Annotated in this window: 14 protein-coding genes; 8 read left to right on the forward strand and 6 right to left on the reverse strand. The window is 42.6% G+C overall.

Going from position 1 to position 15,299, the window contains the following annotated elements:
• Nucleotides 1-33: 33 nt before the first annotated feature.
• Nucleotides 34-249, reverse strand: a complete 216-nt coding sequence (locus ACTXGL_RS12945; RefSeq protein WP_319051931.1) for a cold-shock protein — start codon at nucleotides 247-249, stop codon at nucleotides 34-36.
• 416 nt (nucleotides 250-665) lie between these two features.
• On the opposite strand from ACTXGL_RS12945, the gene aroQ reads away from it, so the two are divergent.
• Both aroQ and ACTXGL_RS12955 read left to right on the forward strand, forming a co-directional pair.
• Nucleotides 666-1,202 (forward strand): type II 3-dehydroquinate dehydratase, encoded by a 537-nt coding sequence (gene aroQ / locus ACTXGL_RS12950; protein WP_443527151.1) that lies wholly within the window; start codon nucleotides 666-668, stop codon nucleotides 1,200-1,202.
• A gap of 139 nt (nucleotides 1,203-1,341) precedes the next feature.
• Entirely contained in the window at nucleotides 1,342-2,643 is a 1,302-nt protein-coding gene (locus ACTXGL_RS12955) for an ABC1 kinase family protein (RefSeq protein WP_443527152.1), read from the forward strand.
• A 52-nt stretch (nucleotides 2,644-2,695) separates the two neighbouring features.
• On the opposite strand, the gene ACTXGL_RS12960 is transcribed toward ACTXGL_RS12955, so the two are convergent.
• Nucleotides 2,696-3,526 (reverse strand): ion transporter, encoded by an 831-nt coding sequence (locus tag ACTXGL_RS12960; protein ID WP_319051928.1) that lies wholly within the window; start codon nucleotides 3,524-3,526, stop codon nucleotides 2,696-2,698.
• A gap of 317 nt (nucleotides 3,527-3,843) precedes the next feature.
• Between ACTXGL_RS12960 and ACTXGL_RS12965 the strand changes: the two genes are divergently transcribed.
• Nucleotides 3,844-4,593 carry a YebC/PmpR family DNA-binding transcriptional regulator gene (locus ACTXGL_RS12965; protein WP_443527153.1) on the forward strand — a complete coding sequence of 250 codons (750 nt, stop codon included), beginning with the start codon at nucleotides 3,844-3,846 and terminating at the stop codon, nucleotides 4,591-4,593.
• Nucleotides 4,594-4,668: 75 nt separating this feature from the next.
• On the opposite strand, the gene ACTXGL_RS12970 is transcribed toward ACTXGL_RS12965, so the two are convergent.
• Nucleotides 4,669-5,253, reverse strand: coding sequence for a methylated-DNA--[protein]-cysteine S-methyltransferase (locus ACTXGL_RS12970; protein WP_443527154.1), 585 nt, complete (start codon nucleotides 5,251-5,253; stop codon nucleotides 4,669-4,671).
• A 53-nt stretch (nucleotides 5,254-5,306) separates the two neighbouring features.
• Complete coding sequence (gene ftsY / locus ACTXGL_RS12975; RefSeq protein WP_443527188.1) at nucleotides 5,307-6,218, reverse strand: signal recognition particle-docking protein FtsY; 912 nt, start codon at nucleotides 6,216-6,218, stop codon at nucleotides 5,307-5,309.
• A 760-nt stretch (nucleotides 6,219-6,978) separates the two neighbouring features.
• Between ftsY and ACTXGL_RS12980 the strand changes: the two genes are divergently transcribed.
• The 3 genes from ACTXGL_RS12980 to ACTXGL_RS12990 all read left to right on the forward strand — a co-directional run bounded on the left by ACTXGL_RS12980 (nucleotide 6,979) and on the right by ACTXGL_RS12990 (nucleotide 10,325).
• Nucleotides 6,979-7,131: a hypothetical protein gene (locus ACTXGL_RS12980; protein ID WP_443527155.1), complete on the forward strand. Its 153-nt coding sequence runs from the start codon at nucleotides 6,979-6,981 to the stop codon at nucleotides 7,129-7,131.
• Nucleotides 7,132-7,228: 97 nt separating this feature from the next.
• Nucleotides 7,229-8,719 (forward strand): M16 family metallopeptidase, encoded by a 1,491-nt coding sequence (locus tag ACTXGL_RS12985; protein WP_443527156.1) that lies wholly within the window; start codon nucleotides 7,229-7,231, stop codon nucleotides 8,717-8,719.
• A 67-nt stretch (nucleotides 8,720-8,786) separates the two neighbouring features.
• A complete protein-coding gene (locus ACTXGL_RS12990; protein WP_443527157.1) occupies nucleotides 8,787-10,325 on the forward strand; it encodes a M16 family metallopeptidase in 1,539 nt (512 codons plus the stop codon).
• A 118-nt stretch (nucleotides 10,326-10,443) separates the two neighbouring features.
• Here ACTXGL_RS12990 and ACTXGL_RS12995 read toward each other — a convergent pair whose 3' ends face one another.
• Both ACTXGL_RS12995 and ACTXGL_RS13000 read right to left on the reverse strand, forming a co-directional pair.
• Entirely contained in the window at nucleotides 10,444-11,031 is a 588-nt protein-coding gene (locus tag ACTXGL_RS12995; RefSeq protein ID WP_443527158.1) for a hypothetical protein, read from the reverse strand.
• Between the two features lie 239 nt (nucleotides 11,032-11,270).
• Complete coding sequence (locus tag ACTXGL_RS13000; protein ID WP_443527159.1) at nucleotides 11,271-12,254, reverse strand: D-Ala-D-Ala carboxypeptidase family metallohydrolase; 984 nt, start codon at nucleotides 12,252-12,254, stop codon at nucleotides 11,271-11,273.
• Nucleotides 12,255-12,519: 265 nt separating this feature from the next.
• Between ACTXGL_RS13000 and rodA the strand changes: the two genes are divergently transcribed.
• Both rodA and ACTXGL_RS13010 read left to right on the forward strand, forming a co-directional pair.
• Complete coding sequence (rodA, locus tag ACTXGL_RS13005) at nucleotides 12,520-13,662, forward strand: rod shape-determining protein RodA (RefSeq protein ID WP_443527160.1); 1,143 nt, start codon at nucleotides 12,520-12,522, stop codon at nucleotides 13,660-13,662.
• 895 nt (nucleotides 13,663-14,557) lie between these two features.
• Nucleotides 14,558-15,172: a septal ring lytic transglycosylase RlpA family protein gene (locus ACTXGL_RS13010; protein ID WP_319051564.1), complete on the forward strand. Its 615-nt coding sequence runs from the start codon at nucleotides 14,558-14,560 to the stop codon at nucleotides 15,170-15,172.
• Nucleotides 15,173-15,299: the final 127 nt, after the last annotated feature.

A 15,299-nucleotide genomic window follows, 5' to 3' on the forward strand; every position in this document is an offset into this window, starting at 1 on the left:
CTTATAACTAAACCGTTTAAATGTCTGAATAGATTACTCTTCTAACTTTCTGACTTCTTCAGCTTGAAGGCCTTTATCACCTTCTACCACACTGAACTCAACTTTTTCGCCATCCTTCAAAGAACGATAACCATCACCCTGAATCGCGCGGAAATGGACAAAAATATCTTCTCCGCTGTCACGTTGAATGAAACCAAAGCCTTTTGAGTCATTAAACCACTTAACGATACCTTGCTCACGAGCTGACATAATATTACTTCCTAAAAAAGTCCGCTTAGCCCCAAATTCCTTTGCAACATTGCATATAAACGGGGTCTAAGATTATGAAATCAAAAACTTAAGAGTACTGCTCTCACTACAGTCATCTTTGTATTGCTTGTACAAAAAACAGTTTTTTTGAACAACCTATCCTTTGTACTCATGACTGTAACAAACTTGCAATGTTTATTGCATAAAAAATATCATAGCACGGGTTTTTAGCAACATAAAGACTTTTAACACGCTTTTTAATACCTAATTTAATTTTTTATATAATTTTTTTATAACCCGTTCAGCAAGCTGTTATGATAAATGGATAGCGTCAATCAGCTTATACAAGCTTATTACGTAGAAACTTTCCCATTACAATAGATCATTCGCATTTTTCGATAGCGACAGAGAGTATTATGACGTCCTCCTCTTCATCCCTTAAATCTCAAAAAACGGCTCACCAAGATACTAACCGGACACTTACCCGTAGACTGCTATTGGTTAATGGTGTCAATTTAAACTTACTGGGCAAGCGTGAACCTGAGATTTATGGTTATATGACATTAGCAGATATCGAGCAACGCCTGGTTGAGCGGGCAGCCAAATATGGTGTTACGCTGGTGTGCATACAGTCAAATCATGAAGGCGATCTGGTGGATCAGATCCAACATCATGGCTTACTCACAGACAAAACTGACCAAGTCGATGCAGTGATTATCAATCCTGCTGCATTTACCCACACTTCTGTAGCCATACGTGATGCGCTATTGGCCACACAAAAACCATTTATAGAAGTGCATTTGTCAAACGTGCATGCGCGTGAGCCTTTTAGGCATCATTCTTATTTGAGTGATGTTGCTGTGGGTGTGATTTGTGGTTTGGGTCATATGGGCTATGAGATGGCACTCGACTATTGGCTACGCACTATTTATGCAGATCAGATAAACACTTAATGTGCTGCTCGTTGTTTATCGACCTCTTTATGTATACTGTCAATCTCTTCTTATCTTTCACACAGTAGTCAAACAGTAATTGTCTGATGAAAATAATAGAATTACAGCTGAGCACACAACCCACTATATGGTGATATGAATGGCAAAAACGTCCGGAAAGCGCTTTATGAAACTCGCTGGTATGACAGCAAGCATCGCCGGTAAAGCCGCTAAAAACTCATTTAAGCACCTCTCAAGCGATGAAGAAAAGCGACTGCAAGCTCGTTCAGACTTGATGCAAGATGTGGGTGTTCAGATTGCCGAAACTTTGGGTGAGATGAAAGGTGCGGTGATGAAAGTAGGACAGATTGCCTCACAATACAAAGATGTGTTTCCACCTGAGGTTGCCACTGCTCTAGAAAAGCTCCAAAAAGATGCCCCGCCAATGCCCTATGCGCAGATACGTGCGCAAGTCGAGCGTGAACTCAACGCGCCTATGCCAGAGTTATTCAGTGAGTTTGACGAGACGCCATTTGCCGCAGCATCTATCGGACAAGTACATAAGGCCGTTTTGAGCTCTGGTCAAAGAGTGGTGGTCAAAGTCCAATATCCTGATGTTGATGAAAACTGTGATAGTGATCTCAAACAAGTTCGCATGGCGCTAAAAATTGCCGGCGTACTCAATATGAGCAAGCAATTACAAGAGCAGCTTTTTAATGAGATTCGCCAAAGCCTACACGATGAGCTTGACTACATTAAAGAAGCACATAACTTACGTGTGTTTGGTGCTTTTCATGCAGACGATGAAGGACTTATCATTCCTAAGGTTATCAGTAGCCATTCTTCCAGACGGATTTTGACTTTGACAGAAGAGATGGGAGAAACACTGACGGTTGCCGCAACGTGGGACAATGATATAAAACAAAAAATAGCCGAGCGTTTGTTTCACTTTACCGCAGGACAGCTATTTGGCTTGTACCGCATGCATTGTGACCCACATCCAGGTAACTTCGCCTTTCGTCATGACGGTAGCGTAGTTGCCTATGATTTTGGCGGTATTCGTAGCTATAGCGATAGCGAAGTCCAACTGTTCCGTCGTTTCGCAAGACATGCTATTAAAGGCGATGTGACCGCACTCGAGCAAGACCTTGTCGCTCTAGATATTCGCCGTGAAGATGACAAAAACATCCCCGGTGAGTTCTATGAAAAATGGCTATCGATTGGCCTAAAACCTTTATCTATTAGCCCTTATCAAGAAGGTGCCTTTGATTTTGGCAGCAGTCAGATACATCATGATGCTATTGCCCAAATGCGCACGTCATTGAAATACTTTGGACAGTTTCAGCCTTCCGCCACAACGATGATGTTGGATCGTACCATATCAGGACAGTATTGGAACTTGGTCAATCTAGATGTCGAAATCGACCTATCACCACTCGTTGACGAATACATTGAAGCCTAATGAATCGTCTAACGGTTGCTACACAACTGGTTACTGGCTAAAAAATGGCTCACTAAATATGTAACGCATGACCACAGCGATCGCAAAAGTCTGCGCCTACGGCATGTCCAAATTTACCGCAGTTGGGGCAAGTCACTGGATTGAGCTGTGGACGCATATTACGAGCAAGCTCAGAGGTAAAGATACCTGTCGGTACCGCAATAATCGAATAACCTGTGATCATGACCATGGTTGCGATTGCCTGCCCTAGCGGTGTCTTGGGCGACATATCACCATACCCAACTGTCGTCATCGTGACGACCGCCCAGTAGATAGACAGTGGGATACTGGTGAACCCATTCTCAGGCCCTTCTACCACGTAAATAATGGAACCAAAGATAGTCACAAGCAGTACAAGTGATAAGAAAAATACCGTAATTTTCTGTTGACTGGTCCTTAGTGCAGAGGCCAAAAAACCAGCCTGTTGCATGTAGGCTTTGAGCTTGAGTACACGGAATATACGTAAAATACGCAATACTCGTATCACCAGTAGATACTGCACGCCCACAAACATCAAACTCAAATAACTCGGCAGTACAGACAGTAAATCCACTATACCAAAGAAGCTAAAAGCATAACGTAAGCGGTTGGGTGCTGAGAACAGTCTTAGCACATACTCAATGGTAAACAGAATAGTAAAAAACCACTCTGCATAAAAAAACAAGGTGCCATATTGCAAGCGCATATACAGCACACTATCAAGCATGACAACAGCAACACTGGCCAAAATCGCAATCAGCAAAACAATATCAAAAAGCTTACCCGAGCGGGTATCTGTCCCTTCGATGATGATGTGTATGCGGTTACGCAAGTGTGTCAGAGCTTCGGCAGTGGGTTGCTTCATAGAATCAGTACTTTATAAAATCAATGGCTTGATAGCACTCAATGATTTAAAATGTGATGGATAAGGGCAAGTTGGTCAAGACGGCTAAAACTGGTTTATAATATCGCTCACTTATCATAGTGAGTACAATCTATAAGTTGCCACAGTGTAGCAAAAAAGCACCTTTAACAACATACAAATCGTTAACGTGCCAGTAGCGCTACTACCTCAAGTAGACAAAGTAATGATAGTATGGAATCAGACAATCACATACTAAAGAGTGCAACTATAATTCTTTTTACCCACAAAAAATAATACGTAGAATCTAAGGATGTTATATGGCAGGCCATTCAAAATGGGCAAATATTAAACACCGCAAAGCCCGTCAGGATGCAGTAAGAGGCAAGATATTTACCAAAGTTATCCGTGAAATCGTCTCAGCAGCCAAACAAGGTGATCCTGATCCTGATAAAAACCCACGCTTGCGTGCCGCTATCGAAAAAGCCCTATCGGTCAACATGACTCGTGACACGATCAACCGTGCTGTCGACCGTGGTACAGGCGGCGGCGATAACGAAAATATGGAAGAAGTCAGCTACGAAGGCTACGGTGTTGGCGGTGTGGCGGTACTTGTCGAAACCATGACTGACAACCTCAATCGTACGGTAAGTGAAGTCCGTCACGCTTTTACCAAATGTGATGGCAACCTTGGTACATCAGGTTCAGTGGCTTACCTGTTTACCAAACGCGGTGAGATCACTTTCAATGATGTGAGCTTAGAGGACGAGGTGATGCTAGTAGCACTAGATGCTGGTGCCGTTGATATCGAAAACGATGGTGAGAGTTTGCTTGTCATTACTGAATGGGAAAGTTTCGGTAAAGTCCAAGATGCTCTAAATGCGGCTGGTCTTGTTTCTGATAATGCTGAGGTGACTATGTCGCCATCTACCACGGCTGAAATCGATAATGTCGACGATGCTGAAAAGATCATAAAAATGATTGATATGTTAGAAGATGCGGATGATGTGCAAGAAGTTTATACTAATGTGAATTTCTCTGCTGATGTCATGGCGCAGCTTGAAGCATAATCTTATCAGCAGTTCAAAAAAAGGGCCAAATACTGATGTGTTTGGCCCTTTTTTCTATGGAAAAAATAAATAAAACTACTTTTTATACCATGCATTTTCAAGCGCTAGCAAATATTCTTTTTTATCCAGCCCGCCTGTATAGCCACCAAGCTTGCCATCGCTCGCAATGACACGATGACAAGGAACGATGATACTAAAAGGATTCTTACCGTTAGCCTGCGCGACCGCACGGAATCCCTTTGGACTGTTGACACGCTGGGCGAGTGTGGCATAGCTAATGGTTTCGCCATACTCAATACCCTGCAGTGCCTGCCATACTCTTTGCTGAAACTCAGTACCCATAGAAAAATCCAAAGGTAAATCCAGTGTCTTACGCTTACCAGCAGCGTAATCTTTGAGTTGGAAAATCGTTTCTATTAATAACGCTTGAGCAGGGTCACTCATGCTTAGGCTATTACTATCTATAAAGGTAAAATCTTCATCTGACATATCGTAATACTTTTTGATTTTAGGGACAGATTTTGAGCTATGCCATGAGTTACCTACCAGCAGCCAGTTGGCTTCAACAAGCATGGGACGGCTGGGCTCGCTGTTATGCTCATTGACATGTGCGATCAAAGTAAATTGATATGACCCAACAGCTGCTATGGTAACTATCATGGCGTCTACTTCCCTATTCTTTTAAAAATAATTTACCAATTAAACTGGCTCTCTTATTCTTTATCGTCGGTCTCAAACAAAGCGGCGACAAATTGTTTTGGACTAAAGGCGCGCAAATCATCAATAGACTCACCTACACCAATGTAGCGGATAGGCACATCTGTCGTCTCAGCGATATTGAATACTACGCCCCCTTTAGCAGTGCCGTCCAGTTTGGTAATAGTAATACCCGTCAGAGGTACAACCTTGTTGAATAACTCAACTTGATTGATGGCGTTCTGACCCGTACCAGCATCGAGTACGATCATACCTTCATGCGGTGCGCTTGGATCAGCCTTACGCATCACGCGTACGACCTTCTCTAATTCTGCCATCAAATGTGTCTTATTCTGTAGACGACCAGCTGTATCGGCTATAAGGACATCGATATTTTTGGCTTTGGCAGATTGCATGGCATCAAAGATGACAGAAGCACTATCAGAGCCATGCCCTTGCGCAACGACTGGGATATCATTACGCTCACCCCAAATTTGCAGCTGCTCGGTGGCTGCTGCACGGAACGTATCACCTGCTGCTAGCATGACTGATTTACCTTCACCTTGTAAGCGCTTGGCAAGTTTACCAATGGTTGTCGTCTTGCCCACACCATTAACGCCAACCACTAAAATAACAAATGGTTTCTTGCTGGTATCAATGAACAATGGCTCAACTTTAGGCGTCAAAATATCAACCAGCTCACTTTGTAAGGCTTTATATAAAGAGTGTGCATAGATCAGATCACCACGAGCAGTCTGCTCGGTGAGGCTCTTAATGATACGGTTGGTCGCGTTGACCCCAATATCAGCAACCAATAACTGATCTTCGACCTCTTCTAACAGCTCATCATCGATCTCTTTACCACCGATAAGAATACTGACCATGCCTTCGGCCAAGTTTTTACGTGACTTACTGAGTCCCGTTTTCATACGGTTAAACCAGCTGCCTTTTTTCTTATTCTCTTGCGGCTCTACTGGTTCTTCTACTGGCTCTTTTGGACTATCAGTTTGTATACTGCTGCTGTTAGTTGGACTCACGCTTGGCGTGTCTCCCAACTGTTCTTGCAATGGCATGGTGGGTACGGTTGACACGGTATCAGAGTTGTTTGCAACATCTGTCTCTGTGACACTCGAGAAGCTTTCAGAATCTCCTTTAGGTACGTTATGCTCTTCAGTCATAATGATTGGCGTGGCCAAAGCAATATTTTCTTCTGCATCGTTATTTGAGATGTCTTGGATTGTCGTACTGTCCTCGAGTACAGCTGCGCGCTCAGAATCATCAACGATGGGCACCGATTGTACCGGTAGACTGGGTAAGGTAATATCATCGTCATCTAAGTCATCAAGACCATCATCTAAGTTAATGACTACGCGGTTGTTATTGTTTGGGTTATTCATAATTTTGCCCTAAAAGTTATCATTATCAATTATTTGTTCATTGTAGATAAATTTTTATGTCTTTATACGCTTATGAGCGACGTGACAATGAATTTCAGCCTATTTTAGCATAATTAAAGTCGTGCTCAGCCCTTACCATAATAGACTATCATTAAAATATATCGGCTCTAAAAGTCACTCAAAAATTTTAGAAAGTTTTGCTTAAGGTTTGGACACAAAATTCTGACTTGTAACTGGCTAGACTTCGCCTACTCTACCAAGACTATCAACGACTCTTTATTAGGAAATGCTCATGTCTCTACTATCTAAGCACTACAAAAGCATCACCAATATCAGTGCGGCTATTTTGTTAACGACAACAGTATTGTCTGTGGCAGGCTGCAGCACCACGCAAGAGTTCAGACCCACAGCTAGTGTCATGGTAGGCACTCAAACCTCTTTATGAGGTTCATTATTACTATGACTCCTTAGCACTACGATTCATTATTACTATAACTGTCGTCATTCTCTTTAGTCATCATTTTATATAAGTAGACCATACCATGCCATTGCATTTACCACTACCGATCAACCCATTACGTATTGCTTGTGCCTTGGCGATAGCAGCGTCACTGACCGCCTGTCAGACCAGTACGATGCCTACTAACCCTATAGCTAGTGCTACCAATTCAGTCGCGGCAAATGGTACGGGGCAGCCTAGTTCAGACACAAGTCAAGAATCACAGCCATCCGCACTGGCAATGGACATGTCAGGTCGACATGAGTATCAGTTAGAAAACGGTCTAAAAGTAGTTATAAAAGAGGACCACCGTGCCCCAGTCGCCATGACACAAATCTGGTATCGAGTAGGCTCGGCAGATGAGCCAACTGATAAGGGAGGTATCTCACACGTGCTTGAGCATATGATGTTCAAAGGAACCACTGATGTATCAAGTGACGATTATGAACGGTTGATTGCCAAATTTGGCGGTGTCAACAATGCCTTTACCAGCTATGACTATACGGGGTACTACGAGCTGTTTCCTGCTAACCGCATGCCTTTGGCTTTAGAGCTTGAAGCAGATCGCATGAAAAATCTGACTTTCGATGATAAAGAGTTTGCCAAAGAGCATCAAGTCGTTATGGAGGAGCGCCGTCAACGTACTGATGACAATCCACTTGCCAAAGCTTACGAGTCATTTCGCCTGCTAGCACTACCTGACAGTCCGAAGGGTGAGTCTGTCATTGGACCGATGAGTGAGCTTGAGTCAATCAAACTCTCTGATTTAACAGACTGGTACAAGACATGGTATGCACCCAACAATGCCACTTTGGTCATCGTTGGTGACGTACAACCACAAGATGTGCTCGCGCAAGTCAAACGCTATTTTGGCACGCTTGCACCAAGCGACGTACCTAAACGCAATGCTGTCACGCAAAAGGGCTTTCGAGGGTATCAAAAAGTAGAGTCTGAGCAGGCCGTCCAAGTGCCTGTTCTCTTAATGGGTTACAACGTGCCTAGTTTGGTGACGGCAGGCGCAAATGACGAAAAACAGGCCTATGCCCTCTCCCTTGCTCAAGACGTACTCGACGGTGGTCTATCTGCACGCTTAGAGAGTCGACTGATACGTGAGCAAGGTCTGCTAACTACCGTTGGTACTTCTTATGACTTGCTCGATCGCGGCGATGGACTATTCTTAATTCAGGCAACACCGCGTGAAGGTGTCAACTTAGAGCAAGCGCAGCAAGCCATAACGTCAGAAATAGAAAAGCTCAAAACAGATCCCATTGCTGCCGACGAAATCAGCCGTGCTAAGACCAATACGGTCACAGGCTTGGTTTATGCGCAAGATAGTATGGAGGGACAGGCACGTATGATAGGCTCGCTACAGTCTATTGGTTTAGATGATAGATTGCTTGCCAAGCTGCCAACCAAACTCGATAGTATCAGTGTAGATGACATTCAGGCTGCCAGTAAAAAATACTTGGTTAAGAACAACCTTACGGTGATGCATATCGTGCCACCCGAAGAAAAGCAAAACCAAGCAAAGTAACGGCTGCCTATCATCAAGCGCCTAATAAAAATGACGATAAAAACGTATTTTTAATAAGAAGAACATCATGATTCAGAATAAGTATGACTCTCAAGTAAGACAGAAAATATCAAGTGCTAGCTCATTGAAAAAATGGTCATATCTTAGCAGCAGCCTCGTACTTGCTTTGGGTATATTGACTACTACCGCTCAAGCTGAGACAACAGGTGCTGAAGATTACCGCGCACCTGCTGTCGTCGATGCCAGTGCGCCTATTGCGGCACTGTCTAAGCTGACTAGTATTGATAACGCCGAACCTCTAAAAGTCACCGTGCCAACAATCCAACAATTTAAAACTAAGGCTGGCGTCCCTGTAAAATTCGTAAAAACCACCGCCTTGCCAATCGTCGACATAGACCTGCGCTTTAACGCTGGTAGTGCGCGTGACGGTAGCATCAACAAAGATGGTTTTGGCATCGCCAACATGACAGCGACAATGCTTGGGCAAGGTACCACGAGTTTAGATGAAAACGCATTCACGCGAGCCGTTGAAACTTTAGGCATCAATTTGAGCAGTAGCGCGTACAAAGACATGTTTATTGTTTCACTACGCAGCTTATCTGATGACGAGCATCTGCTACCTGCTGTTGACTTGATGACGCAGATGGTGAGTGAACCTACGTTTAATGATGATGTGCTAGTACGCAACAAGGCACGACTACTGGTTGGTTTACAGCAGCAAAAACAAGACCCTAATAGCCTTGCAAGCATTGCTTTTAATAATGCATTGTATGGCAACCATCCTTATGCGCACCCCTCGGTAGGCACACTCGAAAGCGTGCCTACCATCCAAAAGCAGCAGTTATTAGACTTCAAACATCGGTATTTAGTAGCAGCAAATGCTTCTATCGCTATGACGGGCAATTTGACATTAGTCCAAGCGAAACGTCTGGCTGAAGAGATCACCACCAAGCTACCTACAGGACAGGCCGCAGCAGAATTACCTGAACCCACACCCCTTACTACGGCGCAGCATATACACATCCCATTCCCAAGTACCCAAACCACTGTCCTAATGGGTCAACTGGGTAGTAAACGTGCAATCGATGCTGTGGCGCAGCAGCAACAAACCAATTTTGCAGTTGGTAATGAGATCATGGCAGGTAGTGATTTTAATGCGCGATTAATGACTGAGGTTAGACAAAACTTGGGTTATACCTATGGTATTTCAGGTTCAATGAGTCCGATGCTAGCACGAGGCCCTTATCAGATTGGGTTTTCGACGCGCAACGATAAGGCGCGCGCAGCGATCGATGCAAGCTTAGGAGTTATTAATAAGACACTAGAAAAAGGTGTCACTCAGGATGAGATGCGCTTGACAACAGACAACTTAAAAAATAGTTTTCCAATGGGCTTTGCAAGCAACGCAGGTATTAACGGCTTGTTAGGAATGATGAATTTTTATCAATTGCCGAACAATTACTTGGCTGATTATACCAATCGTATTGATCAGGTCACGCTTGTAGAAGTCAATCAAACCATGCGTGATACGCTAAAGCCTGATGATTTTTTGATTGTAACTGTGGGACAAGATGACCCTTGGAAAGATAAACCAGTGAACAAATAGATTATTTAGGAACATATACAAATCAACCACATCAGCTATGAAGGACAGGAAACACATCCCTCATAGCTGACGTTTCAAGACTCAAAACACTGCGATACAAATCTCATGATAGACGCTACTATAAATACGCGTTATCAGAAATGGTCATTGCAACATCATAACTGAGGTCTTTGGGCTTATGGGTTGCTCCGTTATAGCTCAATCGAATGATATGCTTGTCATAAGACGTTACCTGGTAATCTCCATTAGCAAAGTTATGCAGCGATGGAACTATCAGTAATGCCTCGATTTGACGACTGTTAGTTGCTACTGAAATACTTTGACCATCTCGCGGGTATAGAAAATAGTCGCAATAGTCGTTTACCATGACTTCTGCAAGGCGCTCAATGACCTGACTGCCATGCCCTTCTTCTATTAGCTTCGGACAGACATCAGAGCGTTTTGATGCCAAACGTGCATAAGAGTTTTTAATACCGTCTTCAATATTTTTAGAGTTTTTTTCAATATTATTACGGCTGATTGTATTCTTATCTGTGACCGATGAGCGGCTGTCAGAATGCGTTTGTGGGCTGCAGGCACTAACAAGTAATGCGGATAAAAATGCCGTACCTACTAACGCGCCATACATATATCTTGAACGAAAAAAGCCTTGGTTCTTATTATTTGACTGACTGTACTGTTTAAGTGTCGCGCGCTGCTTTGTCATAAACCCTGCTTGTGATAACGTAATCTTCTTCCTTGAAGAGCGACAAGGATACAAAGATAGGTAAGAAAAGTACTATCATTAAAGCATAAACCATAAATACCAAACAAATTTTCAGTGAACTTATGCGTCTAGCTTATCGTTCTATATTTACTTTTATCCTAGAACTTATCAGCGCTATATTATAACGTCCCTATCTACTTTTACCATGTAAATCTAGGTTTTTATCTGCTAATTATTTGCTAGTAACGGCAAGAAGAGCTGCTACTTGCATGGTCGAAGCCCCATTTACGATAACCATCTGTGTCGAGATGGATGGCACCTGTAGAATACAACCCTAGACCGAAGTTATAGGCTTGACCTTGATATTGCCAAAATTGACATAATCCATCTTGCATAGTACTAAGACGCCATAGATTATCTTCATACTCTGGCACCCAAACATCTATCGCACTAGCATTCATATGTTTACTACCATCTGCACCGCCTGCACAGTCATTGAGACCAGGACTGCGGTATACCGAACGTATCTCAGTGCTCGGTGGCAATATCCCTTGGTTTTTTAATTCGCTATATAGATGTAGTGTCGGTACGATATTCGACCACAGCTCTTGCGGTGGCAATTGATAGGGCTCATAACCGCATTTCTGCCAGCTACGCGCTGTGGTCAGTAACTGAGACAATGGCGGTACATTTCGCGCCCCTACGCGCGAGCTCAGATAGCTTTGGTACTCTGCCACCTGCCTAGCACGGTAACTGTTACTATTGAGCCATGCATTGAAATCCATGCTGGTAAAGTCGTTATAAGCGCTATTATAAGTATTGCTTGCTGTGCTGTAGCTATTATTACTGTAGGTTGTATTGTAGATGGGCTGGCGGCGGTTGATACTGACGCGTTTGCTTTCTTCGATAGATATGCTGGCATCAATATTGAAATCACGCTGCTTTTGTGCAATCAAGCTTTGCATACTATCGCCACCTGATGAGTTTCCCCCATTCGACTTAGTCCCATTCAACATAGTCACGCCGGGACGCTGTTTGGCAACATTATTAGAGGGCGTGATATAGGCATTACTACTGTCACTATTACTCTGACGCACTACGATACGGCGCTCACTATTATCACTTATAATAGCGGCATGTACACTGACACTGCTTGCAAAGACAATTAGTGCCATAATAGACTGGCTAAACTGCCTACGGTTATGGTTGTTTGATTTTATCATTGCAGGAATCTACCGCTAAAAACGTTTTATCGATACTATCAAATTTTCAGCAAGCAGGCTAAACTATCGCCTCTAATCTGAGGCATGCTATTCGTAATTAACACTTATCCTCATAATCTTTATAATTACGTGACTTTATTGCCTAGATGTTAAAAATCGACTCACTGTTTTTTCTATAGTTTCTACTAAAATAGATAAACCACAGTCTTATCAGACATTTTAGACGACGTCTCCCTCTTACCTAATTACTAGTCAAACTCTGCCTATGTCTTCTAATCCTCAATACCGTTTTTCACGTCAAAGCCATCACCTAGGTCAGGGTCATGCACCGACGCTGTGGCAGCGTATTCATATCGATCCGTGGCTGACCTTGTTATTGCTAACGGTTTGTTGTATTGGCTTGACGATTTTGTATAGCGCGGCCAGTCAGGATGTGGGTATGGTCATACGCCAGATGGTGAGTTACGGTGTGGCTTTCATAATCATGTTTATTATGGCTCAGATACCGCCCAGTCTCTATCGCACCTTCACGCCTGTATTTTATGTACTAGGACTTATACTATTGGTGCTAGTAGATGTCATCGGTGAGGTGCGTATGGGTGCCCAGCGATGGATCAGAATACCTGGATTTGGCAGTGTGCAACCCTCAGAATTCATGAAACTTGGTATGCCTATGATGTGTGCTTGGTTTTTATCAAAACGTGATCTACCACCCTCAGCATCCAGTATTGCCATTACCTTGGCGCTTATTATCGTTCCTGTACTATTGATTGCAAAAGAACCGGACCTTGGAACATCATTATTGGTAGCAGCCAGCGGTATCTTTGTGCTGTTCTTAGCAGGGCTCTCTTGGCGCCTTATCTCTGCCGCTATTGTTTTGGCGATACCCTTTATTGCGTTTGCATGGAATTTTTTATTGCATGATTATCAGCGTACGCGAGTATTGACCCTACTCAATCCTGAGGCTGACGTACAAGGTGCCGGATGGAATATCATTCAGTCAAAGACCGCTATTGGTTCAGGTGGTCTTACGGGAAAAGGCTACTTGGAAGGCACACAGTCGCATTTGCATTTTTTACCAGAGGGACATACTGACTTTATTATCGCTGCCTTCTCTGAAGAGTTCGGTCTGATGGGCGTCATGCTACTCATGTTTATTTACTCTTGCCTACTAACACGCGCCCTTTATATTGCGCTCACTCACCCTGATGTCTACAGCAGGCTATTGGCAGGTGCTATCGCCATGTCTTTTTTCGTATACATATTCGTTAATGTCGGTATGGTTGGCGGTATTTTGCCTGTCGTTGGTGTCCCTCTACCTTTTATTAGTTATGGTGGTACTGCTATTGTGACTTTGATGGCAGGATTTGGTTTACTTATGTCCATTCATACGCACAAGTCTGGTTAACCAGTCGTAGTTATCAATTTAATATCCTATAAATCAATAGCTTATATGGTATAAACCAGCATTCAATTCTTGAAATATCCATACAGGCATACCATATAATCTTTTATATTCTGTACATTCCATCTTTGTGTTCTACTACAAAAAGCCCTAGTATATTGATAGCTTCACGGTCATTAATATTTTGTTACTTTTAACAAATAGGACATAATTTGTGCTCAGAATATTCTATATTCGACTCCGCATGCTATATAAGCTGTTGTTATTTAATTACTTATAAGATAGGTTAGCAAGCAGATATTTTTCCAACATTATTTGATTATAAACTAAGGCTAAAATATTTTATTCCTTGTTTTTTATAAAAAATTGCGTTAACCTCATTTACTGTACTTCGATACATAACCAGTACATAGCTACTAACAAACTTTGCATTTAATTATATTTTAGTTGTAGCCCGGCCGTATAGTTGTCATCTTGTCGATTTGAGGCTTTCAAATACACTACTTAATTAACGGTTTAACAACAAAGCATCACGTAATCATATTTAAACCCTTCATTAATTTAGCGCTTTTAGAAAGTTGGTATATCAGACATTTTGTAGATACGACGTATAGTGATATTTACTTTTAAATTTAGACATAAGTATTTAATAAATATCACTAACTATCATTTGAGCATGACCTAGGTAACATCGATAATTTTTACCGTTACTTATGATCATAAAATGAAAATTACCATACATAAAAACCTATAAAGGTCTTATCATTAATCGTCAGTAAGCTGACACATTAATACGAAGACTTCAGAAAATGAGTTACGGTTAGCATGATTTGACATCATCATTTTCGATCTAAAAAATTTAGAGCTAGGTTTTAATGTATAAGCTATAGAGGTATTTATGAATAAGCGTTTATCTGGTTTACTTACTATGTCAGCAGTGTTATTCGCTGGATCTGCAGTTGCTACAAATGTAAATGCTGTAGAAGCTAAAACCTCCCTTGCAATGATTACGCAAGATAACGCCTCCCATATCGATCGTGTACTTGGTGAGCTTAGCCGTCAACATGATGGTGCATCAAGTCTGGTCAAATCAGCACGTCAGCCTACCTCACTAGCGCTTAGCAGCTCTTTATTGGCTAGCGATACGACCCAAGTCACCAATGACGAAGACGTATTAGAACGTCTGACAGCAGTCGCTTCTAATTCAGTGAGCAAGTTCAAGCAAACAGGCCTAGCTTCTTGGTATGGTCGTAAGTTTCATGGTCGCAAAACAGCCAGTGGTGAAACCTTCGATATGAATGCGCTAACAGCAGCGCATCGCTCACTGCCATTGAACTGTTATGTCAAGGTTACTAACAAAACCAATGGCAAAAGCGTTGTCGTAAAAGTTAATGATCGTGGTCCATTCCATGGCAACCGTGTATTAGACTTATCTTACGGTGCTGCCAAAAAACTTGGTATTACGAGTAAAGGTGTGGGTAATGTCGCGATTGAGCGCGTTTCAGGACCTTAGTTTCGAGCCAATGATCTAGCTACTTAGCTGAATCAGCTCTATACAAATCAGACAGATAAAAGCGCCTAGTTCATCATAAGCTAGGCGCTTTTTTGTGGTGGGATATCATCGTGTATAAAGCCAATCG

Source organism: Psychrobacter sp. T6-6, assembly GCF_052258185.1.
Lineage (GTDB): Bacteria > Pseudomonadota > Gammaproteobacteria > Pseudomonadales > Moraxellaceae > Psychrobacter.

What these genes read in the sequence shown, in the direction of transcription:
- ACTXGL_RS12945 (WP_319051931.1), bottom strand. Translation starts at nt 249, where the DNA reads ATGTCAGCTCGTGAGCAAGGTATCGTTAAGTGGTTTAATGACTCAAAA.
- aroQ (WP_443527151.1), top strand. Translation starts at nt 666, where the DNA reads ATGACGTCCTCCTCTTCATCCCTTAAATCTCAAAAAACGGCTCACCAA.
- ACTXGL_RS12955 (WP_443527152.1), top strand. Translation starts at nt 1,342, where the DNA reads ATGGCAAAAACGTCCGGAAAGCGCTTTATGAAACTCGCTGGTATGACA.
- ACTXGL_RS12960 (WP_319051928.1), bottom strand. Translation starts at nt 3,526, where the DNA reads ATGAAGCAACCCACTGCCGAAGCTCTGACACACTTGCGTAACCGCATA.
- ACTXGL_RS12965 (WP_443527153.1), top strand. Translation starts at nt 3,844, where the DNA reads ATGGCAGGCCATTCAAAATGGGCAAATATTAAACACCGCAAAGCCCGT.
- ACTXGL_RS12970 (WP_443527154.1), bottom strand. Translation starts at nt 5,253, where the DNA reads ATGATAGTTACCATAGCAGCTGTTGGGTCATATCAATTTACTTTGATC.
- ftsY (WP_443527188.1), bottom strand. Translation starts at nt 6,218, where the DNA reads ATGAAAACGGGACTCAGTAAGTCACGTAAAAACTTGGCCGAAGGCATG.
- ACTXGL_RS12980 (WP_443527155.1), top strand. Translation starts at nt 6,979, where the DNA reads ATGTCTCTACTATCTAAGCACTACAAAAGCATCACCAATATCAGTGCG.
- ACTXGL_RS12985 (WP_443527156.1), top strand. Translation starts at nt 7,229, where the DNA reads ATGCCATTGCATTTACCACTACCGATCAACCCATTACGTATTGCTTGT.
- ACTXGL_RS12990 (WP_443527157.1), top strand. Translation starts at nt 8,787, where the DNA reads ATGATTCAGAATAAGTATGACTCTCAAGTAAGACAGAAAATATCAAGT.
- ACTXGL_RS12995 (WP_443527158.1), bottom strand. Translation starts at nt 11,031, where the DNA reads ATGACAAAGCAGCGCGCGACACTTAAACAGTACAGTCAGTCAAATAAT.
- ACTXGL_RS13000 (WP_443527159.1), bottom strand. Translation starts at nt 12,254, where the DNA reads ATGATAAAATCAAACAACCATAACCGTAGGCAGTTTAGCCAGTCTATT.
- rodA (WP_443527160.1), top strand. Translation starts at nt 12,520, where the DNA reads ATGTCTTCTAATCCTCAATACCGTTTTTCACGTCAAAGCCATCACCTA.
- ACTXGL_RS13010 (WP_319051564.1), top strand. Translation starts at nt 14,558, where the DNA reads ATGAATAAGCGTTTATCTGGTTTACTTACTATGTCAGCAGTGTTATTC.